The sequence below is a fragment of the Betaproteobacteria bacterium genome (genome assembly GCA_016720065.1).
In the GTDB taxonomy this organism is placed as follows: Bacteria; Pseudomonadota; Gammaproteobacteria; order Burkholderiales; family Rhodocyclaceae; genus SSSZ01.
This window is the reverse complement of sequence record JADJXY010000002.1, coordinates 2,385,820-2,405,309: the sequence shown is the minus strand read 5'-3', so window position 1 is coordinate 2,405,309 and position 19,490 is coordinate 2,385,820. Positions and strand designations below refer to the sequence as shown.

At 65.3% G+C, this 19,490-nt stretch carries 20 protein-coding genes; 11 read left to right on the top strand and 9 right to left on the bottom strand.

From position 1 onward, the window contains the following. Positions 1-30 precede the first annotated feature (30 nt). Entirely contained in the window at positions 31-1,383 is a 1,353-nt protein-coding gene (gene yjjJ, locus IPM73_14480; GenBank protein MBK8919207.1) for a type II toxin-antitoxin system HipA family toxin YjjJ, read from the bottom strand. A gap of 424 nt (positions 1,384-1,807) precedes the next feature. Between yjjJ and IPM73_14475 the strand changes: the two genes are divergently transcribed. From IPM73_14475 to hybE, 7 genes are all read left to right on the top strand, one after another. After that, complete coding sequence (locus tag IPM73_14475) at positions 1,808-2,980, top strand: hydrogenase small subunit (GenBank protein ID MBK8919206.1); 1,173 nt, start codon at positions 1,808-1,810, stop codon at positions 2,978-2,980. Position 2,981: 1 nt separating this feature from the next. Then, on the top strand, positions 2,982-4,118 hold the full coding sequence (gene hybA / locus IPM73_14470; protein ID MBK8919205.1) for a hydrogenase 2 operon protein HybA: 1,137 nt from the start codon (positions 2,982-2,984) through the stop codon (positions 4,116-4,118). Continuing rightward, positions 4,115-5,287 carry a Ni/Fe-hydrogenase cytochrome b subunit gene (gene hybB / locus IPM73_14465; protein ID MBK8919204.1) on the top strand — a complete coding sequence of 391 codons (1,173 nt, stop codon included), beginning with the start codon at positions 4,115-4,117 and terminating at the stop codon, positions 5,285-5,287. The genes hybA and hybB overlap by 4 nt, the downstream gene beginning before the upstream one ends. Before the next feature lie 166 nt (positions 5,288-5,453). Beyond that, positions 5,454-7,166 carry a nickel-dependent hydrogenase large subunit gene (locus IPM73_14460; GenBank protein ID MBK8919203.1) on the top strand — a complete coding sequence of 571 codons (1,713 nt, stop codon included), beginning with the start codon at positions 5,454-5,456 and terminating at the stop codon, positions 7,164-7,166. A gap of 67 nt (positions 7,167-7,233) precedes the next feature. Further along, entirely contained in the window at positions 7,234-7,713 is a 480-nt protein-coding gene (locus IPM73_14455) for a HyaD/HybD family hydrogenase maturation endopeptidase (protein MBK8919202.1), read from the top strand. After that, positions 7,713-7,985: a HypC/HybG/HupF family hydrogenase formation chaperone gene (locus IPM73_14450; protein ID MBK8919201.1), complete on the top strand. Its 273-nt coding sequence runs from the start codon at positions 7,713-7,715 to the stop codon at positions 7,983-7,985. Before IPM73_14455 ends, IPM73_14450 begins: the two co-directional genes overlap by 1 nt. Beyond that, a complete protein-coding gene (gene hybE / locus IPM73_14445; GenBank protein MBK8919200.1) occupies positions 7,982-8,560 on the top strand; it encodes a [NiFe]-hydrogenase assembly chaperone HybE in 579 nt (192 codons plus the stop codon). Before IPM73_14450 ends, hybE begins: the two co-directional genes overlap by 4 nt. Positions 8,561-8,618: 58 nt before the next feature. Here the strand turns inward: hybE and IPM73_14440 are convergent, their stop codons facing one another. From IPM73_14440 to IPM73_14410, 7 genes are all read right to left on the bottom strand, one after another. Further along, on the bottom strand, positions 8,619-9,977 hold the full coding sequence (locus IPM73_14440) for a protein kinase (protein ID MBK8919199.1): 1,359 nt from the start codon (positions 9,975-9,977) through the stop codon (positions 8,619-8,621). 2 nt (positions 9,978-9,979) lie between these two features. Next, entirely contained in the window at positions 9,980-10,570 is a 591-nt protein-coding gene (locus IPM73_14435; protein ID MBK8919198.1) for an OmpA family protein, read from the bottom strand. A gap of 373 nt (positions 10,571-10,943) precedes the next feature. After that, the gene (locus IPM73_14430) at positions 10,944-12,221 is read right to left on the bottom strand and encodes an IS4 family transposase (GenBank protein ID MBK8919197.1); all 1,278 of its coding nucleotides are present in this window, start codon (positions 12,219-12,221) and stop codon (positions 10,944-10,946) included. A gap of 150 nt (positions 12,222-12,371) precedes the next feature. Further along, on the bottom strand, positions 12,372-12,791 hold the full coding sequence (locus IPM73_14425; GenBank protein MBK8919196.1) for a type II toxin-antitoxin system VapC family toxin: 420 nt from the start codon (positions 12,789-12,791) through the stop codon (positions 12,372-12,374). After that, entirely contained in the window at positions 12,788-13,045 is a 258-nt protein-coding gene (locus IPM73_14420; GenBank protein MBK8919195.1) for an Arc family DNA-binding protein, read from the bottom strand. Before IPM73_14420 ends, IPM73_14425 begins: the two co-directional genes overlap by 4 nt. Before the next feature lie 176 nt (positions 13,046-13,221). Beyond that, positions 13,222-13,599, bottom strand: a complete 378-nt coding sequence (locus IPM73_14415) for a hypothetical protein (GenBank protein MBK8919194.1) — start codon at positions 13,597-13,599, stop codon at positions 13,222-13,224. A gap of 168 nt (positions 13,600-13,767) precedes the next feature. Then, positions 13,768-14,019, bottom strand: coding sequence for a hypothetical protein (locus IPM73_14410; GenBank protein MBK8919193.1), 252 nt, complete (start codon positions 14,017-14,019; stop codon positions 13,768-13,770). Between the two features lie 134 nt (positions 14,020-14,153). On the opposite strand from IPM73_14410, the gene IPM73_14405 reads away from it, so the two are divergent. Continuing rightward, positions 14,154-15,404: a glutamyl-tRNA reductase gene (locus tag IPM73_14405; GenBank protein MBK8919192.1), complete on the top strand. Its 1,251-nt coding sequence runs from the start codon at positions 14,154-14,156 to the stop codon at positions 15,402-15,404. A 71-nt stretch (positions 15,405-15,475) separates the two neighbouring features. Here the strand turns inward: IPM73_14405 and IPM73_14400 are convergent, their stop codons facing one another. Then, complete coding sequence (locus IPM73_14400) at positions 15,476-17,104, bottom strand: diguanylate cyclase (GenBank protein MBK8919191.1); 1,629 nt, start codon at positions 17,102-17,104, stop codon at positions 15,476-15,478. Positions 17,105-17,223: 119 nt separating this feature from the next. Between IPM73_14400 and prfA the strand changes: the two genes are divergently transcribed. Genes prfA through grxD form a run of 3 tightly spaced genes read left to right on the top strand, consistent with a single transcriptional unit; the run spans position 17,224 to position 19,475 of the window. After that, positions 17,224-18,306, top strand: a complete 1,083-nt coding sequence (gene prfA, locus IPM73_14395) for a peptide chain release factor 1 (GenBank protein ID MBK8919190.1) — start codon at positions 17,224-17,226, stop codon at positions 18,304-18,306. Beyond that, positions 18,303-19,130 carry a peptide chain release factor N(5)-glutamine methyltransferase gene (gene prmC / locus IPM73_14390; protein MBK8919189.1) on the top strand — a complete coding sequence of 276 codons (828 nt, stop codon included), beginning with the start codon at positions 18,303-18,305 and terminating at the stop codon, positions 19,128-19,130. Before prfA ends, prmC begins: the two co-directional genes overlap by 4 nt. Positions 19,131-19,148: 18 nt before the next feature. After that, complete coding sequence (grxD, locus tag IPM73_14385) at positions 19,149-19,475, top strand: Grx4 family monothiol glutaredoxin (protein MBK8919188.1); 327 nt, start codon at positions 19,149-19,151, stop codon at positions 19,473-19,475. Positions 19,476-19,490 lie beyond the last annotated feature (15 nt).

Sequence of the window (19,490 nt, the reverse complement as noted above, 5' to 3'; positions counted from 1 at the left end):
CACCCCCCGCCACCCTGATGCGGCAGTGGCCTATCGGTCGCCGAGCCGCGAAATTCGTACCGCCGCCAATTCAATATGGCTCATCAACGTGTCGATGCAGGGCGAAAACCGTGGGCTGAAACCCTCAGCGGCAAACAAGGCTTCACAGTAGCGATGCGCCAGGGCCAGCGCGTCGCGCCACTCCTGGGGGCGAACGCTCTCATGGAGAACCGGTTCGGGAAGGCCGTCGCTCATCCCGCCACTGCTGCGCGGAGCGAATCCCATGGGCGACATGTCGTAGCAGGGGGCCAGGTCGTAGGGTCGCCCACCCCCTTCGGTCATGAAGGACAGATTGCCGAAATGCATGTCGGTATTGCCGATCAGCGCCCCGAAAGCCCACAGCAGCGAGGCACCCGCCGCTGCCTGCGGGTGAATGGTCTTTTCATCGACCAGCCGCCGCGCCGCGGCCGGCCAGGGGCCGCTGCCCAAGCCGACGAACTCGGCATCGACCGCCAACAACGAAAACAGGGCACGGCGCCCCCGGATGCCTACCCGGTCGAAGCGCTCGACTTCGAGGAAGCGCTGACCGGCGTGGTCGTGAATCCAGCTCGCTGCAGCCGGCACCCCGGCGGCGCGCAAAGTCTGCAAGGCCAGATGCTCGGCAAGGAGTAGATCCCGCCAGCGCTCGGACAGGCTCGAATCGACCGGATCGCTGAACTTCACGATCACATGCCGTGGACCGTGTTCCGTCTCGGCGTAGGCTGTGAACTTGGGCTGCTCGCCGCCGGCGGACGATCCGGGAACCTCACCCTTGGCGGCGTCAGCAGCCAGGGCGACGTACACCCTTGCCTTCGACGACTGGGAGATCAGCGGCGGATCATCGGCACTGGTGAACCGCGCCCGGGCCAGATTGCCCAGCAGCAGATTGCCAACCAGATCGTGCCCATGGGCGAGCAGCGCACGGAGAGCATCCGCGTCGCTCCAGCGATTCACGTCGGGGGGCAGGCCGAGCACCTCGCCTTGGCGCGCCGCATAGGCGCGACCGAGATAGCCCTGGGGCCTCATATCCATGAGCCACCAGGGCAGGCCTTCGCTGTACAGGGCCTTGCCACTCTGGCGGAACATCACGTAACCCTCGGGACGTACGGGTACGAGCTCGCCGATGTGACTGATCAGGCCGTCCGCATCGACACGATAGACCGGCAGATCGCCGAAGCCACGGCTGCGGTCGCGCAGGGCGTATTGAATGGATTGCGCGGCCCCCAGACGAACCACCTCATCGCCCAGGGCAGCCAGACCGCGGGAAACCGTGGGTTGGCTAAGGCCAATGCGATCAATGAGTTGCCGCGCCGGCACCGGGCCGGCGGACAGCTGTTGGCGTATCGCTTCCTGGTGCCTGGACATTGGAGCTGAATGGATAAGTGAATAGATGTGTGAATAGATTTTTTGCAATTATGCGCAAGTCTGCGGCGAACCGCCAGGGGCGCTCGCGGTGATCCCCAGGCAATCAGGCCTGATCGGGCGGACTAATCCTTCAGGATGAAAGCGCACTAACCAGACCGGCCGCCAAGTTGAACAATGCGATGGCGGGAATTGAGCCCCGGCTTTTTATTTAAGCCAATGATAATCAAGCGTTTGCTTATCATGGCACGAGTCATGCACCACACGGGTGCTTGCAGGATCGAACCGGGTTGCTTGGCGAGATCCTGTTCCCCTCGGGAAGCGCTCACGACAGGGCCGTTTTTCGCGGGCTGAGCTTAGACCAGAAAAGAACATTCCCCCCGACAGAGAGGGCGCCGGACCACCGGCCGCATAAAAGGGGGAAACGATGGCAAACCAGAATCTGATCGCGCTGGAAACCGACGCGCGCATTGACGCCGCAGCGGCGCGGCTTTCCATGACGCGGCGGGAATTCCTGCAATTCTGCGCGGCGCTTTCGAGCACCCTGGGGCTCGCCCAGGGCGCCGATGCGGCCGTGGCCGAGGCGGTGGCGACCAAGCCGCGGCCCAGCGTCATCTGGCTGCACTTCCAGGAATGTACCGGTTGCTCCGAGTCCCTCCTGCGGGCCGAGCATCCCACCCTGGAAAAGCTCATCCTCGACGTCATCTCGCTGGATTACCACGAGACCCTTTTCGCCGCCGCCGGCCACCAGGTGGAAGCGGCGCGCCACGCGGCCATGGAGGCCAACAAGGGTAAGTACATTCTCGTCATCGAGGGCGCCATCCCGACCAAGGACAACGGCGTCTACTGCAAGATCGGCGGCAAGACGGCCATCGAGCTGACCAAGGAATGCGCCGAGCACGCCGCGGCGGTGATCGCCATCGGCTCCTGCGCTTCCTGGGGCGGCATGCCTTCCACCGACCCCAACCCCACCGGCGCCTCCGGCGTCGCCAAGGTGCTGGGCAAACCCGTGGTGACCATTCCCGGCTGTCCGCCCAATCCGTACAACTTCCTGTCGACGGTGGTGCATTTCCTCACTTTCGGCAGTTTGCCGGCGGTGGATCAACTGGGCCGGCCCAAGTTCGCCTATTCCCGCCTCATCCACGAGAACTGCGAGCGCCGCGCCCACTTCGACGCCGGCCGCTTCGCCATGGATTTCGGCGACGAAGGTCACAAGAAGGGCTACTGCCTCTACAAGCTGGGCTGCAAGGGACCGGAGACCTACGCCAACTGCTCGGTCATCCTCTTCGGCGACGCCGGGGCCGGCACTTGGCCGGTGGCCTGCGGTCACCCCTGCATCGGCTGTACCGAGCAGGGGGTGGGCTTCCAGAAGCCGATCCATGCCGTCGCCAAGATGAAGAACATCGAACCCAGCGTCTATCTGCCGCGCATCTCTGAACAGAAGGGCGTCGGCGCCAGCCTGGGGTCCGCCGCGGTGCTGGCCGCCGTGGCCGGTGCGGCGGCGGGGGCGGGCGCCATGGTGGCCAGGAATCTCGGTCTCTCGCACAAGGCCGAGCAGTTGGAAGAAGCCAAGCAGTCCGGCGAAAAAACGGAGGTCTGAGATGACACAGCCCCCACGCGCACTGCAAGCGCTGCCCCGCGAAGGGGCGCCAGCCGCCTTGGGGCGGACCAGCGGCGAACCGGTCGCCGGTCGCCGCAACTTTCTCAGAAGCTGCCTGGCCGGCGGCGCGGCGGCGGCCGCGACCGTGGTGCCCGAGGCGGCTTCTGCCCGGGAGACGCTGAAGCGTCCCCCGGGAGCCATGGGCCTCCTCTACGACGCCACCCTCTGCGTCGGCTGCCAGGCCTGTGTGGCCGCCTGCAAGCAGGCCAACGAGAACCCGCCCGAATTCAACGTCATGGACCACCTGTGGGATACCCCGCTGGATACCTCGGGCCATACCTTCAATCTCATCAAGATGTACCGCCACGGCACCATGGAGGTGAAGGACGCCGAAGAGAACGGCTATTCCTTCATGAAGACCTCCTGCATGCACTGTGCGGACCCCTCCTGCGTGTCGGCCTGCCCGGTGTCGGCCATGACCAAGGATCCTGAGACCGGCATCGTCGGCTACGATGCCGACGCCTGCATCGGCTGCCGCTACTGCGTTGCCGCCTGCCCCTTCGGCATTCCCAAGTACCAGTACGATTCGCCCACCGGCAAGATCGGCAAGTGCGAGTTGTGCCGCCACCGCCACAAGGAAGGCCATTACTCGGCCTGCGCCGAGGTCTGCCCCACCGGAGCGACCCTCTTCGGCCGCACCGAGGATCTGCTGGCCGAAGCCAAGCGCCGGCTTGCCTTGAAGCCCGGCGAGTGGACCACCATTCCCCGCGGCCACCTGCGCCACGGCCAGGAGAAGATTCTGGCCACCGGCGAGGATGGCAAGGGCGAGCGTCGCCGCCGTGGCTGGCGCGACGAGCCGGACCAGAGCTACCAGGCCCAGGTGGGCCACTATCTGCAACACGTCTATGGCGAAACCGAATACGGGGGTACCCAGGTCCTGAAGCTCTCGGCGGTGAATTTCCAGAAGGCGGGCATGCCCGACCTCAAGCCGACGGCTTCCGCCGCCACTTCGGAAACCATCCAGCACACCCTGTACGGCGGGCTGATCATGCCCATCGCCGTCCTCGGTGCCCTGACCTTCATCGCCCGTCGCAACGTGGTGGCCGAAGAGGAAGGCAAGGAAGGAGGCCAGTCATGAGCGCCCATCGTCACGCAGCGCCCGCCCCGGTGGGCGGCAGCCTGCTCAATCCGGCGACCTTCGTGTGCGGCGTCCTGGTGCTCGCCATGCTGGCCGTTCTGATCACCCGCTTCCTCTTCGGCCTGGGGGCGGTCACCAACCTGAACGACGGCTACCCCTGGGGCATCTGGGTGGTGGTCGATGTCATCATCGGTTCCGCCTTCGCCTGCGGCGGCTTCTCGGTGGCCATGCTGGTCTATATCTTCAACCGCGGCGAGTATCACCCGCTGGTGCGGCCGGCGCTGCTGGCGAGCCTCTTCGGCTACACCCTGGCCGGGGTCGGCGTCATTTTCGACCTGGGGCGCTACTGGAACTTCTGGCACATCTTCGCGCCGGGCTACGCCAATCCCAACTCGGTCATGTTCGAGGTGGCGGTGTGCATCTCGGCCTACATCCTGGTGATGTGGATCGAGTTCTCGCCGGCCTTCCTGGAGCACTGGGGCCTGAAGGACGCCCGCAAGAAGCTGGACAAGGTGCTCTTCGTCGTCATCGCCCTCGGCACCCTGCTGCCCATGATGCACCAGTCGTCCCTGGGGACGCTCCTGGTGGTGATGGGGCCCCAGGTCAATCCCCTGTGGCAGACCCCCGTCGTGCCGCTCCTTTACCTGCTGACCGCCATCGCCATCGGCTACGGGGTGGTGCTCTTCGAGTCCTGCGTGGCGTCTTCGGCCTACCGGCGGCAGATCGAAGTCCATCTGCTGGAACCCATGGCCAAGGTCATGCTGGGGGTGCTGGGCGCCTACCTGGTGGTGCGCTTCGGCGATCTGGTGGTGCGCGGCGCCCTGGGCAACGCCTTCCGTCCCAGCCTGGAAGCCTTCGTCTTCTGGATCGAGAACCTGGCCTTCCTGGCGCCCTTCGTCCTGGTCGGGTCGGCTGCCGCCCGGCGCAATCCGGCCCGGCTCTTCCTTGCCGGGGTGGCCATCATGGTGGGCGGCGTCTTCCTGCGCCTCAACGGCTTCCTCATCGGCTACGACACGGGCCTGGGCGTCGACACGGGCTGGAACTACTTCCCGTCCATCGCCGAAATGATCGTCACCGCCGGCATGTTCGCGCTGGAAGTCCTCGCCTACATCATCATCACCCGCCGTTTCCCGGTGCTGCCCCGCGAGGGTGCCGCCGCGGCCCACTGAATTCAGGGATAGGAAAGAAAATGACCCCCACGCTCACTTTGTGCGGCAAGGCCGCATCCCGCTTCGCGGGACCAGCCTTCGGCTGTCCTGCGGTCTTCGACCTTGTGTTCGCTGCCCCCCACGGGGGCGCCGCCTCCTTCAGGGCGGCCTTTCAGGAGGCTTAATCATGTCCAAACGAGTCACCATCGACCCGATCACCCGCATCGAGGGCCACCTGCGCGTGGATGTGGAAGTGGACGGCGGCCGCGTCAAGAAGGCCTGGGCCTCGGGCCAGATGTGGCGGGGGGTCGAGAACATCCTCATCGGCCGCGACCCGCGGGACGCCTGGGCCATCACCCAGCGCATCTGCGGCGTGTGCACCACGGTGCATGCCTTCGCCTCGGTGCGGGCGGTGGAAAACGCCCTGCAACTGGAAATCCCGGTCAATGCCCAGTACATCCGCAACATGATCATGCTGGCCCACGCCATCCATGACCATATCGTGCATTTCTACCACCTCTCGGCGCTGGACTGGGTGGACGTGGTTTCTGCCTTGAAGGCCGACCCCAAGAAGGCGGCCAGCCTGGCCCAGAGCCTGTCCAACTGGAACAACAACAGCGAGGCCGAATTCAAGAAGGTGCAGGAAAAGCTGAAGGGCTTCGTCGGTACCGGCCAGCTCGGCATTTTCACCAACGGCTACTGGGGCCACCCGGCCATGAAGCTGTCCCCGGAGGTGAATCTGCTGGCGACCGTGCATTACCTGCAGGCCCTGGAGGTGCAACGCTACGCCAACAAGATCGTCGCCATCCTGGGTTCCAAGTCACCCCACATCCAGAACGTGGCGGTGGGCGGCGTGGCCAACCCGCTTTCCCTGGACTCCCAGTCGGTGCTTACCGTCGAGCGCCTCTTGGCGGTGAAGGAGTGGATCGAGAAGCTCGACGACTTCGTCAAGAACGTCTATCTGGTCGATGTGGCCGCCGTCGGCGCCTTCTACGCCGACTGGACCAAATACGGCAAGGGCATCATCGACTACCTCTGCGTGCCGGATATTCCGCTGGACGGCAAGGGCACCGTCTTCGCCCTGCCGGGCGGCTATATCGAGGGCGGCAAGCTGGAAAGCCACAAGCCGATCAAGACCTTCGGCGACAAGTACTTCACCGACGGCGTGTCGGAGGCGATCAAGCATTCGTGGTACGACTACGCCGCCGGCAACGACGTGTCCCTCCACCCCTACAAGGGCGAGACCAAGCCCAATTACACGGACTTCCAGGATAACGGCAAGTATTCCTGGCTCAAGTCGCCCACCTTCTACGGCAAGCCCATGCAGGTGGGGCCCCTCTCCCGGGTGCTCAACATGCTGGCCGCCGGCCACGAGCCGACCAAGAAGTACGCCACCGCCGCCCTCGACCTGGTCTCCAGCCTGGCCGGCGCCAAGGTGGGCCTGGACGCCATGCACTCCACCATCGGCCGCCATGCGGCCCGGGCCGTGGGCTGCGCCGTGCAGTCGGACGAACTGATGAACCAGTGGAATCTGCTGCTGGCCAACATGGCCAAGGGCGACTTGAAGACCTACAACAAGCCGACCTTCCCCAAGGGCGAGCAGATGGGCGTCGGCTTCCACGAGGCGCCGCGGGGCGTGCTGTCCCATTGGGTGGTCATCGATTCCGGCAAGATCAAGAACTACCAGTGCGTGGTGCCCACCACCTGGAACGCCGCGCCGAGGAACGAAAAGGACCAGCCCGGCGCCTACGAGGCCTGCCTCCTGGACAACCCGGTGGCCGATCCCGAAAAGCCCCTGGAAGTGCTGCGCACGGTGCACTCCTTCGACCCCTGCCTGGCCTGCGCCGTGCATGTGGTGGATCAGGAGAACAACCCGGTGGTGACGGTCAAGGCCGTTTGATCCAGGGCAACGAGTTCCGTCGTTTTGGGCGCGATACTTCTCGCGCCCCTTTTTTTTGGAGATTCCCGTGGCGGTCGTGGTCCTCGGCATCGGCAACATCCTGCTCTCCGACGAAGGGGTCGGCGTTCGCGTCGTGGAACGCCTGGAGCGTGACTACCTCCTTCCCCCCGAGGTCAACGTCATCGACGGCGGCACCTGCGCCATGGAGATGCTGGAGCAACTGGAAAACCTCGACGCCCTCATCGTGGTCGATTGCGTGCGCCACGGTCAGGCGCCGGGAACGCCGGTGCTGTTGAAGGACGACGATGTGCCGGTGTTCTTCAAGACCAAGCTGTCGCCGCACCAGGTGGGGCTTTCCGACGTCCTCGCCAGCCTCGAATTCACCGGCCGGGCGCCCCGGCGCACGGCCATCATCGGCATTCAGCCGGCGTCGATGGAACTGGGCATGGAGCTGACCCCCACCGTCGCTGAGCGTTTGCCGCAATTGCTGGCCATGACCGTCGCCGAGTTGCACGGCCTGGGGATCGATGTGCGGGGGCGCGCCTGATGTGCCTCTCCATTCCCAAGCAGGTGGTGGCCTGGGAAGGGGAGGGCGACTTCGCCTGGGTCGAGCGCCACGGCGAGCGGGAACTGCTCAACATGATGCTGGTGGGGCCGCAGCCGCAGGGTACCTGGGTGCTGAGCTCCCTGGGTTTCGCCAAGGAAGTGGTGGAACCCGGGGAACTGGCCCTCATCGAGGAGGCCCTGGAAGCCCTGGCGGCATCCCTGGACGGCGACTATGATGCGGAGCGCTATTTCACCGACCTCAAGCGCCCGTGACCCAACGCATCCGTACCCCCGCCCTGGCGCCTCCCCCCATCCGCCCGGCGACGCCCCTGGACGCCGATCCCACGGCCTTCCTGGAAAACCACTACCTGCACGTCTGGGAAACGCGCATGCAGGACTTGCCCTTCGTCAATGCCCGACTGGGTGTTGCGGCGGTGGGCTTCAGCCGCCATCGGGGCGACTGGGTGGGCGTCATGGTGACCCCCTGGTTTCTCAACCTCTTCCTGCTGTCCGGCGGGGGAGAACTGTGGGGCGATATTCCGGCCGGCGAACGGCGCTACATCGAACTGCCCTGCGGCACCCTGCAATTCATCGCCGACGACGACCCCGACCTGGGGCCCTACCAGTATTGCCCGCTGATCGCACCCGTGACCGGGCTGGAGAGCATGATCGCCGCCCTGGGCGCAGCCCGGGATGCCTTGACCGCTGCCTTTACGCCGCCCCCCGAGGCCCCCGCCCTGGCCGAGGCGCCCGGTGCCCCGGCGATGTCCGAGGCCAAGCCCCCTGGCGATGACACGCCGCCACCCCCGCGGCGCGCCTTCCTGCGCCGTCTGGCGGGTAAACGCTGAGGTAATGCAGCCCTCCGGAGAGGGGGGCTCTGGCGCCGGCCATGGCGCCCGGAGCCGCTCAGGCGCCGGAGGGGGCTTCTTTCTGACGCTGCTGGTAAAGCAGGAGGTACTGCTCATCCACCTGCTTCAGCCGTTCCGCAGCCAGGCGGAAGAAAATCTTGAGCAGTTCGGTCTGTAGCTCCGGCGAAGCGTGGTGCAGCGACTCGAAGGGCCACTTGCCCACCACGACATCGGTGTTGGCGATGACCGTGGCCGCCCGCTGGGAGGGAGCCTTCTCGGCAAAGGCCAGTTCGCCGAACAGGGTTCCGGGGGACATCCAGGCGATCAGCTTGTTCTGCTGGGTCACCTTGGCGTCGCCCTCCAGCAGCATGTAGCAGGATTTGGCCGGCGCGCCTTCCTTGATGAGCACCGTGTCCTTGGGCACCTGGTACCACTTGGAGAGGCGCAGCATCTCCCACAGTTGGGCGTCGTTCAGATCCTCGAAAATGGGCAGGCGGCGCAGGCGGTCGTAGGTTTCCGCCTGGGCCGGGCGCTTCGATTCGGCCGGCCGCTCCACCGCCGTCGCCGAGCGCAGCTTGGGCAGCAGTTCGGTGAGAGTCTTGAGGACTTCGTTCCAGTTGGGGAAGCGGTCTTCCAGGCTGCGGGCCAGCATGCGGTCGACCATGGCTTCCAGTTCCACCGGCAGGTCCGGGCGCAGGGCGCGCAGGGCGGGGCGTTCGCCGTTGATGATTTCGTACATCAGGCCGGCCGGGTTGTCGGCCTCGAAGGGCAGGCGGGCGGTGAGGAGCTTGAACAGCACCGCGCCCAGGGCGTAGATGTCGGCCTGGGGCGTCACCCAGGAACGGAACAGTTCCGGCGCCATGTAGGCCAGGGAGCCGATGTCCATGACCTGGGTGGATTCGTCCTTGTTCCAGTAGGCGGCGCCGAAATCACCCACCTTGACTTCGCCGGGACCCACGTATTGCAGGTTGGCGGGCTTCACGTCGCGGTGGACGATGCCGTTGCGGCAGGCGTAATCCAGGGCGCTGGCGCACTTGTAGATGATCTCCAGGATTTCCTGGATGGGCTTGAGGCGGTTAGGCTGGGTGAAGGGATCGAGAGTGCCCCCCGGCAGATACTCCATGACCAGCCAGGCGGTGTCCGGATCGATGCCGGCGTCGAAGACCTCGACGATGTAAGGGTGCTTGAGGCTGCCCGCCAGATGGACCTCGTTGAGCCAGGCCTTGCGGGTGATGTCGTTGGCCGCGGTATCCCGGAAAATATGGGAATGGGCGACCTTGATGGCCACCGGCCGCTGGTTATACACGTCGTGGCCGAGATAGACGACGCCGCTCGCCCCGCTGCCGATCTCCCGCTTGAATTCGTAGCGGTGCTGGAGACTGGATGGAATCCGGGGGGCTTCGCCGGCTTCGGCCATGGTCACTCTTCCTTTTCGTACACGATGTCGGCGCGGCGGTTCTCGGCCCAGGATTCCTCGTCGTGGCCGCGGAGCTTGGGGCGGGATTCGCCGTAATTCACCACCCGCACCTGCTTCTCCTCGGCGCCGCCGGCCACCAGGGACTGGCGCACCGTATCGGCGCGCTTCTGCCCCAGACGCCGGTTGTGCTCCGCGCCGCCACGCTCGTCGGCGTTGCCTTCCACCTTGACCCGCAGGGCGGGATTGGCCTTGAGGTGCTTGCCGTGAGCGGCCAAAACTCCCGCGTACTCATCCTTGATCTCGGACCGGTCGTAGTCGAAGTAAATGCTGCGCTGGGTGCGCAGACCGGCCTCGTCCACCTTCATGCCCTCGCGAGTGGCCGCGGAACCTTCGGCACCCTCGGCCGTCACCCGCGCTACCGCCCGCGCATCCACGGGCTGCAATTCCGGCGGGACAGGCTGCCCGAGCAGACCCGGATGGACCTTGAGGTTGCCGCTCTGGGCAAGGTGGGGCGTGGGCTGCTGCGAGGCGCAAGCCGCCAGCAGGAGGCAGGACAGGAACGCCGGGAGGGTACGCAAGGGGTGGGGAGACATGACCGGGGGGCGGGGACGATTCGGCAAGAGGGCGATGATAGCTTTTCGGCCGCCCCGGGACCAGTCCCGCGTAGGGCGCCGGCATGCGGGAACGCGGGAATGTCCCCGCCGCGCCCCGGGCCCACTTTCTTCGCAAGTTGCGTCAGCCATCCTCGCTCGGGGGCTTTTACCATCCAATTGGCTGAACGCCTCATCGAAATCCTGGCTGAGGTACCCCTACTCCACTTCCGGGGCGTTTGATTCGCCCGGCACAGATATGGTCTTGCCAGGTCTGATCCTGCATGCACAGAGTCCCAATTTTGACATGGTATAAATAATCGCAAAATAATCGGGGACAGACCCAATGCCGTTAAGTTAGGCCGTTGACATGGTATCAGATGGGCTTATAAGCGCGATGCCGAGCTGGTTTGACGAGTTGCCTGGTTCTTGGAAAGCTGCGCCCTGGCTGCCGCCATTCGAGGGTCTTGGCAATCAGCAAGAGCAGATCCCTCAAGGCCCTGTCCGGATGGGCGAGGCGCAGAAGGAGACGAGGCAAGATCGCTCTGACGGCGGTAATGGCATAGGTCGGATTGGGCGAGAAGCGTCCCTGCTTCTCCGGCGGCAAGGCCGCGTGCGCCAGATAAGCAAAGGTCGCCACCAGATTCCCCAGCCAGACCTTGGCCAGGAAATCCTGTCGGATGGAGATCGGCAATTCCCCGGAGAAATGCTCGACCGCCAAACGGCACTTGAGCACCTTGAAGCACTCCTCGATGCGCCAGCGGCGGTGGTAAAGCGCAGCGAACTCGCTGGCAGGGAAGGCGGCTTTATCCAACAAGGAAGTGACCAGGAACTCCTCCTGTCCCGAAGGCAGGCACACACGAATCAAGCGCACGGGAAAGCGACGTTCCCGGATCGCGAATCCCTGGGCAGCTGCCTTGCGTACAGCGGCGGCCGGCATCTCGACCTGAATGACAGCCTCCGTCGCCCGCGACTGGAAGAAGGCCGCGAATTGCGCCATGCCGGCGACGCCATCGCGGACCCGCATGCAGAAATGGCGCTGGTGTTCGATCAACCAGGCAAACAACCAATAGGACGGAAACCCCCGGTCCAGCAGCAAAAGATCATCAGCACGCACATGCGCCAAGCTGTCCGCCAACATCTCCCGTTCCCGGGTACTCGATGCCCACAGATCGCCGTGTACGAGCAAGCCGCTGGTCACGTCCATCAGGCCAAAGACCTGGGCCAAGGGGGTTTGTCCACCCCAGCGGTCGCCATGCATACCGAACTCGTCGATGACCTCAGGCAAGGTCGGCAGACGCAGGGTGGTGGCATCGCCCGCCAACAATCGGAAGCCGTGCCAACGAGGCACGGTGACGCTCTGCTCCCACTGGCTGAGCAACAACTCGTTGAGAGCCCGAAAGGCCGAGGGCAAGAGTTTCTGACGGGCCTGGGAGAAAGCGCTTTTGGAGACGGCTCGGACCAGATGAGCCCGATTGGCGAGGCGGCCGAAAAAATCGTCCAGTTCGCCTTGCAGGCTTCGCGTCATGCCGCGGGCCAGACTGCTGACCAGCGTGGCGAACGTAAGCGTGCGGCAACGGGTGAAGTCTTTCGGACTGGCCCGGTGTTCCGAGATGAACTCGTCAGAGGTCAGGGCCGCCTTGATTTTGGCCACCAGTGTGGCATGGAAGTTGCAAAGTCATTCTCATGTATCCCATTGAATAATAATTACTTTGCAGTCAGAATTATACCATATTCCGGCCTTAACTTAACGGCATTGGGGACATAACGGCATTGGGGACAGACCACGATTTCTTGCGTTGCTTCACATCATCCACGGATTGATTACTGCTAGGCCGGTCGCCTGGAACGGCGCGACGTCCCGCGTTGCGACCGTCAAGGCGCGGGCGGCAGCCGTGGCGGCGATGTAGCCGTCTGCTTTGCCGATCGCCTTGCCTTCGGATTTCGCACGTGCCATGAGCTCCGCGTAGGCTTGCGACGCCTCCAGATCAAAGGGGAGCACCCGACCCGTGAAGGCGGGCAAAACCTCCCGCTCCAGACGATCTTGATAGATCGAACGCCGCTTGCCTTCTGGCATGGTCGCCACGCCGAAACGCAGCTCGGCTACGGTGATGGCTGACAGGTACAAAGTTTCGACCGCCTGCGCGTCGATCCAGGCCAGCACGGCCGGGTAAGGCTCGACCTTCCATAGCTCGGAAATCACATTGGTGTCGATGAGGATCACTCAAACCTCATCGGCTCGGCCGGGGTCTTGTCGCGGAGTTGGTCGAAGTGCTCGGCTTCGCCGTCGGTCAGCCCGCCGGCTTCACGGGCGATGGAGGCCAGCAGCGAGCCAAGCTTCAAGCGACCTTCCGGCTTCGCTGCTTTCTCCAGGATGTCGCGAATCTCCGCCTCGGTGCTGCGCCCGTGCTGTGCGGCGCGCACCTTCAAGGCACGGTGCACGTCTTCGGGTAAATTTCGTACTGTCAGCATGGCCATGGAATCACCTTTTGTTTTCCCACTCAATGCATTCATTATAGACATTTGAATTCATGCAGCAAAGATGATTGAGTCTGTTTGCAAATTAGACGCTCAGCGGTTCTTCTTTCACTTCTCTCTCGAATCGGAAGTCCGGTAGCCCGTTCCGAAGGGGGTCATCGGCGAGCCGCCAAGCCCTATTTTTCCCCGCCCTCAAGGGCACCGAGCATTTCGGCAATCTGCTCGTTTGCTGCCAATGTCCCGAAGACATCGTCGATCAGTTGCTCGAACCCCGGGTCGGCGAGCATGGCATCGCCGAATTGCCAGCGCAGCACGCGCGCGGCGAAGATGCGCAGCTTTTTGCTTCGGGCGTTCGGGTCGCTGGGCTCAACTGCGCGGAGAGCTACCGCGATTTCGCGCTGCAATTCCGGCAGCGTGGTGCGGGGTTGTACGGGGGTTGATCCCGCGTGAGTTGGGCGATTGGCCGCTGCCACCGGCTTGCCCTCGATGCGCCGGGATTCGACGCGCTTGCGAACGAGGGCGGCGAGCGCGGCGAGGGGGTTGACGGGATCCATAGCGCTTGCGCCTAGTAGTCAGTCAGATAGGTTTGCGTGAATGCCGAGGCGCGCCTCCGCGCCCGGATCGCGCGAAGCGAACCGCAGCCATAGCCGAAGCTATGGCGAGGATGAGCGACAAAGCGAGCGGGGATGCGGGGCGGGCCGAACATAGCTGAACCTATGTTGCTAGGTTGAATCCTTCCGCCCGGCCTCCCCTCGCATCGCACAAGGCAATTCGAACAGGGCGCGATCCCCATACAGATCGAGGCGCATGTCGATGGAAACCTTCGCGCCGAGCGCCCGGATCAGGTACTCGTCGGCCAACGGGGTATTGAGAATCCGGCCGCCAAGGCCGTGCCGCTTCATGAACGAAACCTCGTCAACCGGCCCCTTGCCCGCCCCGTGGCGCGCTGTCGTCTGTTCGATGCGCGAAAGCACCTGGGAATACCCAAGCATCTCCGCGCTGGCTTTCAGTTCCGACCACTCTCACCGCATCCCCCCGCGGTGGCGCTCCGGGGGGGCCGTTGAGGGCTGCGCTATAATCCGGGCCGATTCCTGCTCCCCCGCGACCCGTGATCTTCACCCTCGGCATCAATCACCATTCGGCTCCGCTCGCCATCCGCGAGCGGGTGGCGTTTCACGCCGAGGGACTGCCCAAGGCTCTGGCCCATCTGGTGTCGGCCAAGCCGGTGAAGGAGGCCGCCATCCTGTCCACCTGCAACCGGATGGAGTTGTATTGCACGACCGATGCGCCCGCAGCGGCGGCGGACTGGCTGGCGGAATACCATCGCGTCGAGCGGTCGCGCATCGAGCCCTATCTGTATACCTTTCCGCAGCCGGAGGCCGTGCGCCACGCCTTCCGGGTGGCCAGCGGGCTGGATTCCATGGTGATCGGCGAGCCGCAGATCCTGGGGCAGATGAAGGACGCGGTGCGCGTCGCGGAAGAAGCAGGCACCCTCGGCACGCAGTTGCACAAGCTTTTTCAGCGCTCCTTTGCGGTGGCCAAGGAGGTACGCAGTACCACAGCCATCGGAGCCAATATCGTTTCCATGGCGGCGGCGGCGGTGCATCTGGCCGAGCGCATCTTCGAGTCGATGGCGCAGCAGCGGGTGCTGTTCATCGGGGCCGGGGAGATGATCGAACTGTGCGCGGCCCACTTCTGCGCCCAGAAGCCGCGCCAGGTGACCATCGCCAACCGTACCGTGGAGCGGGGACAGGCTTTGGCCCAGCGATTCGGCGGGGTGGCGGTCCGTCTCGACGAGTTGGCCGAAATCCTTCCCCAGCACGACATCGTCGTGTCCTGCACCGCCAGTCCGCTGCCCATCATCGGCCTGGGCATGGTCGAGCGGGCCGTGCGGGCGCGCCGGCATCGGCCCATCTTCATGGTCGATCTGGCGGTGCCGCGGGACATCGAGGTCGAGGTGGGCGAACTCGACGACGTGTTCCTCTACACCGTCGACGATCTGGCCCAGGTGGTGGAAAGCGGCCTGGAATCCCGCCAGGCGGCGGTCGTCCAGGCCGAGGCCATCATCAGCAGCCGGGTGGAGAATTTTCTTTCCTGGCTGGATTCCCGCGATTCCGTGCCGGTCATTCGCGCCCTGCGCGACAACGCAGAGCGCCTGCGCCGCCACGAGCTGGAACATGCCGCCAAGCTCCTGGCCCGGGGCGAAGCCCCCGACAAGGTGCTGGAACATCTCTCCCATCGTCTGACCAACAAGTTCCTGCACGCACCGACCCAGGCCCTCAATCTGGCCGAGGGCGAAGAGCGGCAGGACCTCCAGTCAGCCGCGACGCGCCTCTTTCACCTGCATCGGGAAGAGTAGGCGCCCCCCGTCGGACAGGGCCGCGGGCACCCCGAGGCGCGCTACCGCGCCTCGGCATCGGCGCAAACCTACTAGATCTTGGCGCGGGCGACCGGGCGAGGGAGGGCGGAGATCACCAGATTGCGCCCCGAGCGCTTGGCGACCAGCAGCGCTTCGTCTGCGGCGGTGATGAGCAATTCGGAATCTTCGGCGTCGGCCTTGGACGCCAGGCCACAGCTGAACGTCGCGCGCAGGGTGCCGTTACCGTGGGCCAGCGGCAGTTCGGAGAAATCTTCACGAATGCGGTCCAGCAGGGCCTTGGCTCGTCCGCCGTCGGTTCCGGGCAGGGCGAGGATGAATTCCTCGCCGCCATAGCGTCCGATGAGGTCGCTGCTGCGCAGGCGCCCGCGCAGGAGCCAGGCCAGGCTGCGGATGACCTGATCGCCCACCGGGTGGCCGTAGGTGTCGTTGATGGACTTGAAACGGTCGATGTCGATCATGGCCACCGTGACCGGCTCGCCGCCGGCGGAGCGCACCAGTTCATCGAGGCGGGCCTTGGCGGCGGTGTGGTTGAGGAGGCCGGTCAGGCTGTCGTGGCGCCCGGAGTGGAGCATTTCGCGGTAGCGCTCGATCTTGGTCTTGACCACGGCGGCGAGGACCACCGGGTTGACCGGTTTGGTGAGGAACTGGTCGCCCCCCAGGCGCAGGGCCTCGACCTGCTGCACGATGTCGGTCTCGCTCGACAGATACACCACAGGCAGGGCCTGGAATTCGCGCAACTGGCGCAGGGCTCGGGTCACCTCGACGCCCGTGCAGTAGGGCATGTACATGTCCATGAGGACCAGGTCGGGCCGATAGCGGGCGGTGGCTTCGAGCAGCAGGCGGGGATCGCTGATGGCTTCGCTGTCAATGCCGTGTTGCGAAAGGGAGCGCCGGATGTGGGCCGTGGCCGTGGCCGAGTCCTCCACCACCAGCACGCGCGCGACGTGCTGCTCGCGGGCCTGGACCAGATCGAGGATGCGGGAGACCAGATCGGTCAGCTTGTCGCCCGTCGGGACGCAGATGTCTGCCCCGGCGCGCTGCAAGTCGATGATGGCGCCCAGGGCGCCGGGAACCGAGAGGCAGTAGAAGGTGCTGGCGGGGAATTCCGAGCGCAACAGGCGGATGGTGGCCACCGCCTCCGGGCCGTAGTCGCCTTCCCGGTCCGGGATGAAGACGACGGCGAGGGGTGTTTCGGCGTCGGACTGGCTGTCTTCCCAGCGCATGCTGCTGGGCTGGAAGCCGAAAAATTCCAGTTGCTCGGCGAGAGCGGTGCTCCAGGGGTGCTGCGGGGCGGCGACGATGAGAACGCGGCGCGGCCGGCTCCAGGCGCCTTCGTGGCCCAGGGAGGCTTCGCTGCCCCGTCGGCTGGTGACGGCCGGCGTTTCATGGCGGCGCAACTCGCGCAGGATGGCGCCCAACTGGCGGTCGATGATGCCGCTGCGGTCGCTGTCCAGGGGGTGGGGAACCCCGCTGCCGAAGAGGCTCAGGGCCGTATTTTCGAGTTCCTGGCAGGCGCGCACCAGCCCGGGCATCTGCTGGCGGGCGAGGTGCTCGGCGAGACCATTGAGAGACAGGGTGAATTCGACGAAGGCGTCGAAGACGCCGCGTTCGAGATAGTCCTGCCAGCGCCTTTCCAGGGTTTCCGCAACGGCGAGTAGGGCGTTTGAGACGGGGGGCATGAGGACGGGCGGGTAAGGGGGCATTATTCGGGGGTAAGGGAGCCCGGAGCAAGGCCGCCCGTCGCCGACGGACGGCAATGTCGGTTACCATGGCGGGCTTCCCCCGCCCCGAACGATCCATGAAGGCCAGCATTCGCCTCAAGCTCGACCACCTGTCCGACCGCCTGGAGGAAATCGATCTCCTGTTGGCCTCCGAGACCGCGACCGCCGACATGGAGCAGTTCCGCCGCCTTTCCCGGGAGCGGGCCGAGTTGGAGCCCGTCGTCGCCCGTTACGGCGACTTCCGCCGCGCCGAAGGCGATCTGGCCGAGGCGCAGAACCTCCTGGCCGATCCGGACCTGAGGGAGTTTGCCGAGGAAGAAATGTCCGTCGCCCGGGCGCGCCTGCCCGAGCTGGAAATCGATCTTCAGAAGTTGCTCCTGCCCCGGGATCCCGACGACGAACGCAGCGTCATTCTGGAAATCCGCGCTGGAACCGGGGGCGAGGAGTCGGCCCTGTTCTCGGGCGACCTCTTTCGCATGTATTCGCGCTTTGCCGAGCGTCAGCGCTGGGAGGTGGAAGTGCTTTCGGCCAACCAATCCGACCTGGGGGGCTACCGGGAAATCATCTGCCGCATCGCTGGCTTCGGGGCCTACTCTCGGCTCAAGTTCGAATCCGGCGGGCATCGCGTGCAGCGCGTTCCGGAGACCGAAACCCAGGGGCGCATCCATACTTCGGCCTGTACGGTCGCCGTGATGCCCGAGGCCGACGCGGTCGGCGAGGTGGAACTCAACCCGGCCGATCTGCGCATCGACACCTTTCGTGCCTCCGGGGCCGGGGGGCAGCATATCAACAAGACCGATTCCGCCGTGCGCATCACCCACCTGCCTACCGGCATCGTCGCCGAATGCCAGGACGGGCGCTCCCAGCACGCCAACAAGGCTTCCGCCCTGCGCGTGCTGGCGGCGCGCATCAAGGACGTGCAGGTGCGGGCGCAGCAGAGCCGCATCGCCAGCACCCGCAAGAGCCTCATCGGTTCCGGGGACCGCTCCGAACGTATCCGGACCTACAACTTCCCCCAGGGTCGGCTCACCGATCACCGCATCAACCTGACCCTGTACAAACTGGCCGCCATCCTGGACGGCGACCTGGACGAACTCCTGGCGGCCTTGGCCAACGAGCACCAGGCCGAGCAGCTCTCGGCGCTCGCGGAGCAGGGGTGATCCTCACGCGGGGCGCTGCCTGGCGTCGGGCCGCAGAGCTTATCGACCGGCTCGACGCGCGCCTCATCGTCCAGCATGCCGCCGCGTGCAGCCATGCCGACCTGATCGCGCGTCCCGAGAAGGTGCTCACCGAGGACCAGGGGGTGTGGCTCGATTCCCTCGTCGCGCGGCGGCAAGCGGGGGAACCCCTGGCCTACCTGCTGGGCCGGGCGGGTTTTTTTGGCCGTGAGTTCGCCGTCACCCCGGCGGTGCTGATTCCCCGCCCGGAGACCGAGGGGCTGGTGGAACGGGCTCTCAAGACCTTGGTCGGTATGGCCGAGCCGCATATCCTCGACCTGGGGACGGGTTCCGGCGTCATCGCGGTCACGCTCGCCCTGGAGCGGCCCGGAGCCCGGGTGGTGGCGGTGGACCTCTCCCCCGAAGCCCTGGTGGTGGCGGCCGACAATGCCGCGGCCCTCGGGGCGGCGGTGGATTTTCGCGCCGGCGATTGGTACGGCCCCTTGCCCGGCGAGCGTTTCGACCTGGTGGTGGCCAATCCCCCCTATATCGAATTCGACGACCCCCATCTGGACCACGATGGCCTGCCCTTCGAACCCCAGGGCGCCCTGACCGACGGTGTGGCGGGGGGCGACGGCCTGGCCGCCGTGCGGACCGTGGTACGGGGGGCGCCGGCCCACCTGCGGCCCGGTGGCTGGCTGTGGTTCGAGCACGGTCATGACCAGGGCGCCGCATGCCGGAACTTATTGCGGGGTGCGGGCTTCAAAGACGTGCTCACGCAAACCGATCTCGCCGGCAGTGAGCGCATCAGCGGCGGCCAGATTTGAAATTCCCGGGAAAGAACCATGTCCGACAACGTTCAGCAGCGCATCCACGCCACCGTCACCGGTCATCCGGTGGTCCTTTACATGAAGGGGACGGCTCAGTTTCCCCAGTGCGGTTTTTCCGCCACCGCGGTGCAAATCCTCAGGACCTGCGGGGTGCAGGAATTCGTGACGGTCAATGTCCTGGAAGACGCCGACATCCGCCAGGGCATCAAGGACTACGCCAACTGGCCGACCATCCCCCAGTTGTACGTGAAGGGGGAGTTCGTCGGGGGTTGCGACATCATGCGCGAGATGTACCAGGCCGGTGAATTGCAGAAACTCCTCGAGGGGACTTCCGCCGGCTGACGCGCCGCGGCGAAT

Excerpts from the sequence above, each read along its gene's own strand:
- IPM73_14475 (MBK8919206.1), top strand. The coding sequence starts at position 1,808 with ATGGCAAACCAGAATCTGATCGCGCTGGAAACCGACGCGCGCATTGAC.
- grxD (MBK8919188.1), top strand. The coding sequence starts at position 19,149 with ATGTCCGACAACGTTCAGCAGCGCATCCACGCCACCGTCACCGGTCAT.
- prfA (MBK8919190.1), top strand. The coding sequence starts at position 17,224 with ATGAAGGCCAGCATTCGCCTCAAGCTCGACCACCTGTCCGACCGCCTG.
- IPM73_14460 (MBK8919203.1), top strand. The coding sequence starts at position 5,454 with ATGTCCAAACGAGTCACCATCGACCCGATCACCCGCATCGAGGGCCAC.
- IPM73_14440 (MBK8919199.1), bottom strand. The coding sequence starts at position 9,977 with ATGGCCGAAGCCGGCGAAGCCCCCCGGATTCCATCCAGTCTCCAGCAC.
- IPM73_14415 (MBK8919194.1), bottom strand. The coding sequence starts at position 13,599 with ATGGATCCCGTCAACCCCCTCGCCGCGCTCGCCGCCCTCGTTCGCAAG.
- yjjJ (MBK8919207.1), bottom strand. The coding sequence starts at position 1,383 with ATGTCCAGGCACCAGGAAGCGATACGCCAACAGCTGTCCGCCGGCCCG.
- IPM73_14400 (MBK8919191.1), bottom strand. The coding sequence starts at position 17,104 with ATGCCCCCCGTCTCAAACGCCCTACTCGCCGTTGCGGAAACCCTGGAA.
- hybB (MBK8919204.1), top strand. The coding sequence starts at position 4,115 with ATGAGCGCCCATCGTCACGCAGCGCCCGCCCCGGTGGGCGGCAGCCTG.
- IPM73_14435 (MBK8919198.1), bottom strand. The coding sequence starts at position 10,570 with ATGTCTCCCCACCCCTTGCGTACCCTCCCGGCGTTCCTGTCCTGCCTC.
- IPM73_14450 (MBK8919201.1), top strand. The coding sequence starts at position 7,713 with ATGTGCCTCTCCATTCCCAAGCAGGTGGTGGCCTGGGAAGGGGAGGGC.
- hybA (MBK8919205.1), top strand. The coding sequence starts at position 2,982 with ATGACACAGCCCCCACGCGCACTGCAAGCGCTGCCCCGCGAAGGGGCG.
- IPM73_14420 (MBK8919195.1), bottom strand. The coding sequence starts at position 13,045 with ATGGCCATGCTGACAGTACGAAATTTACCCGAAGACGTGCACCGTGCC.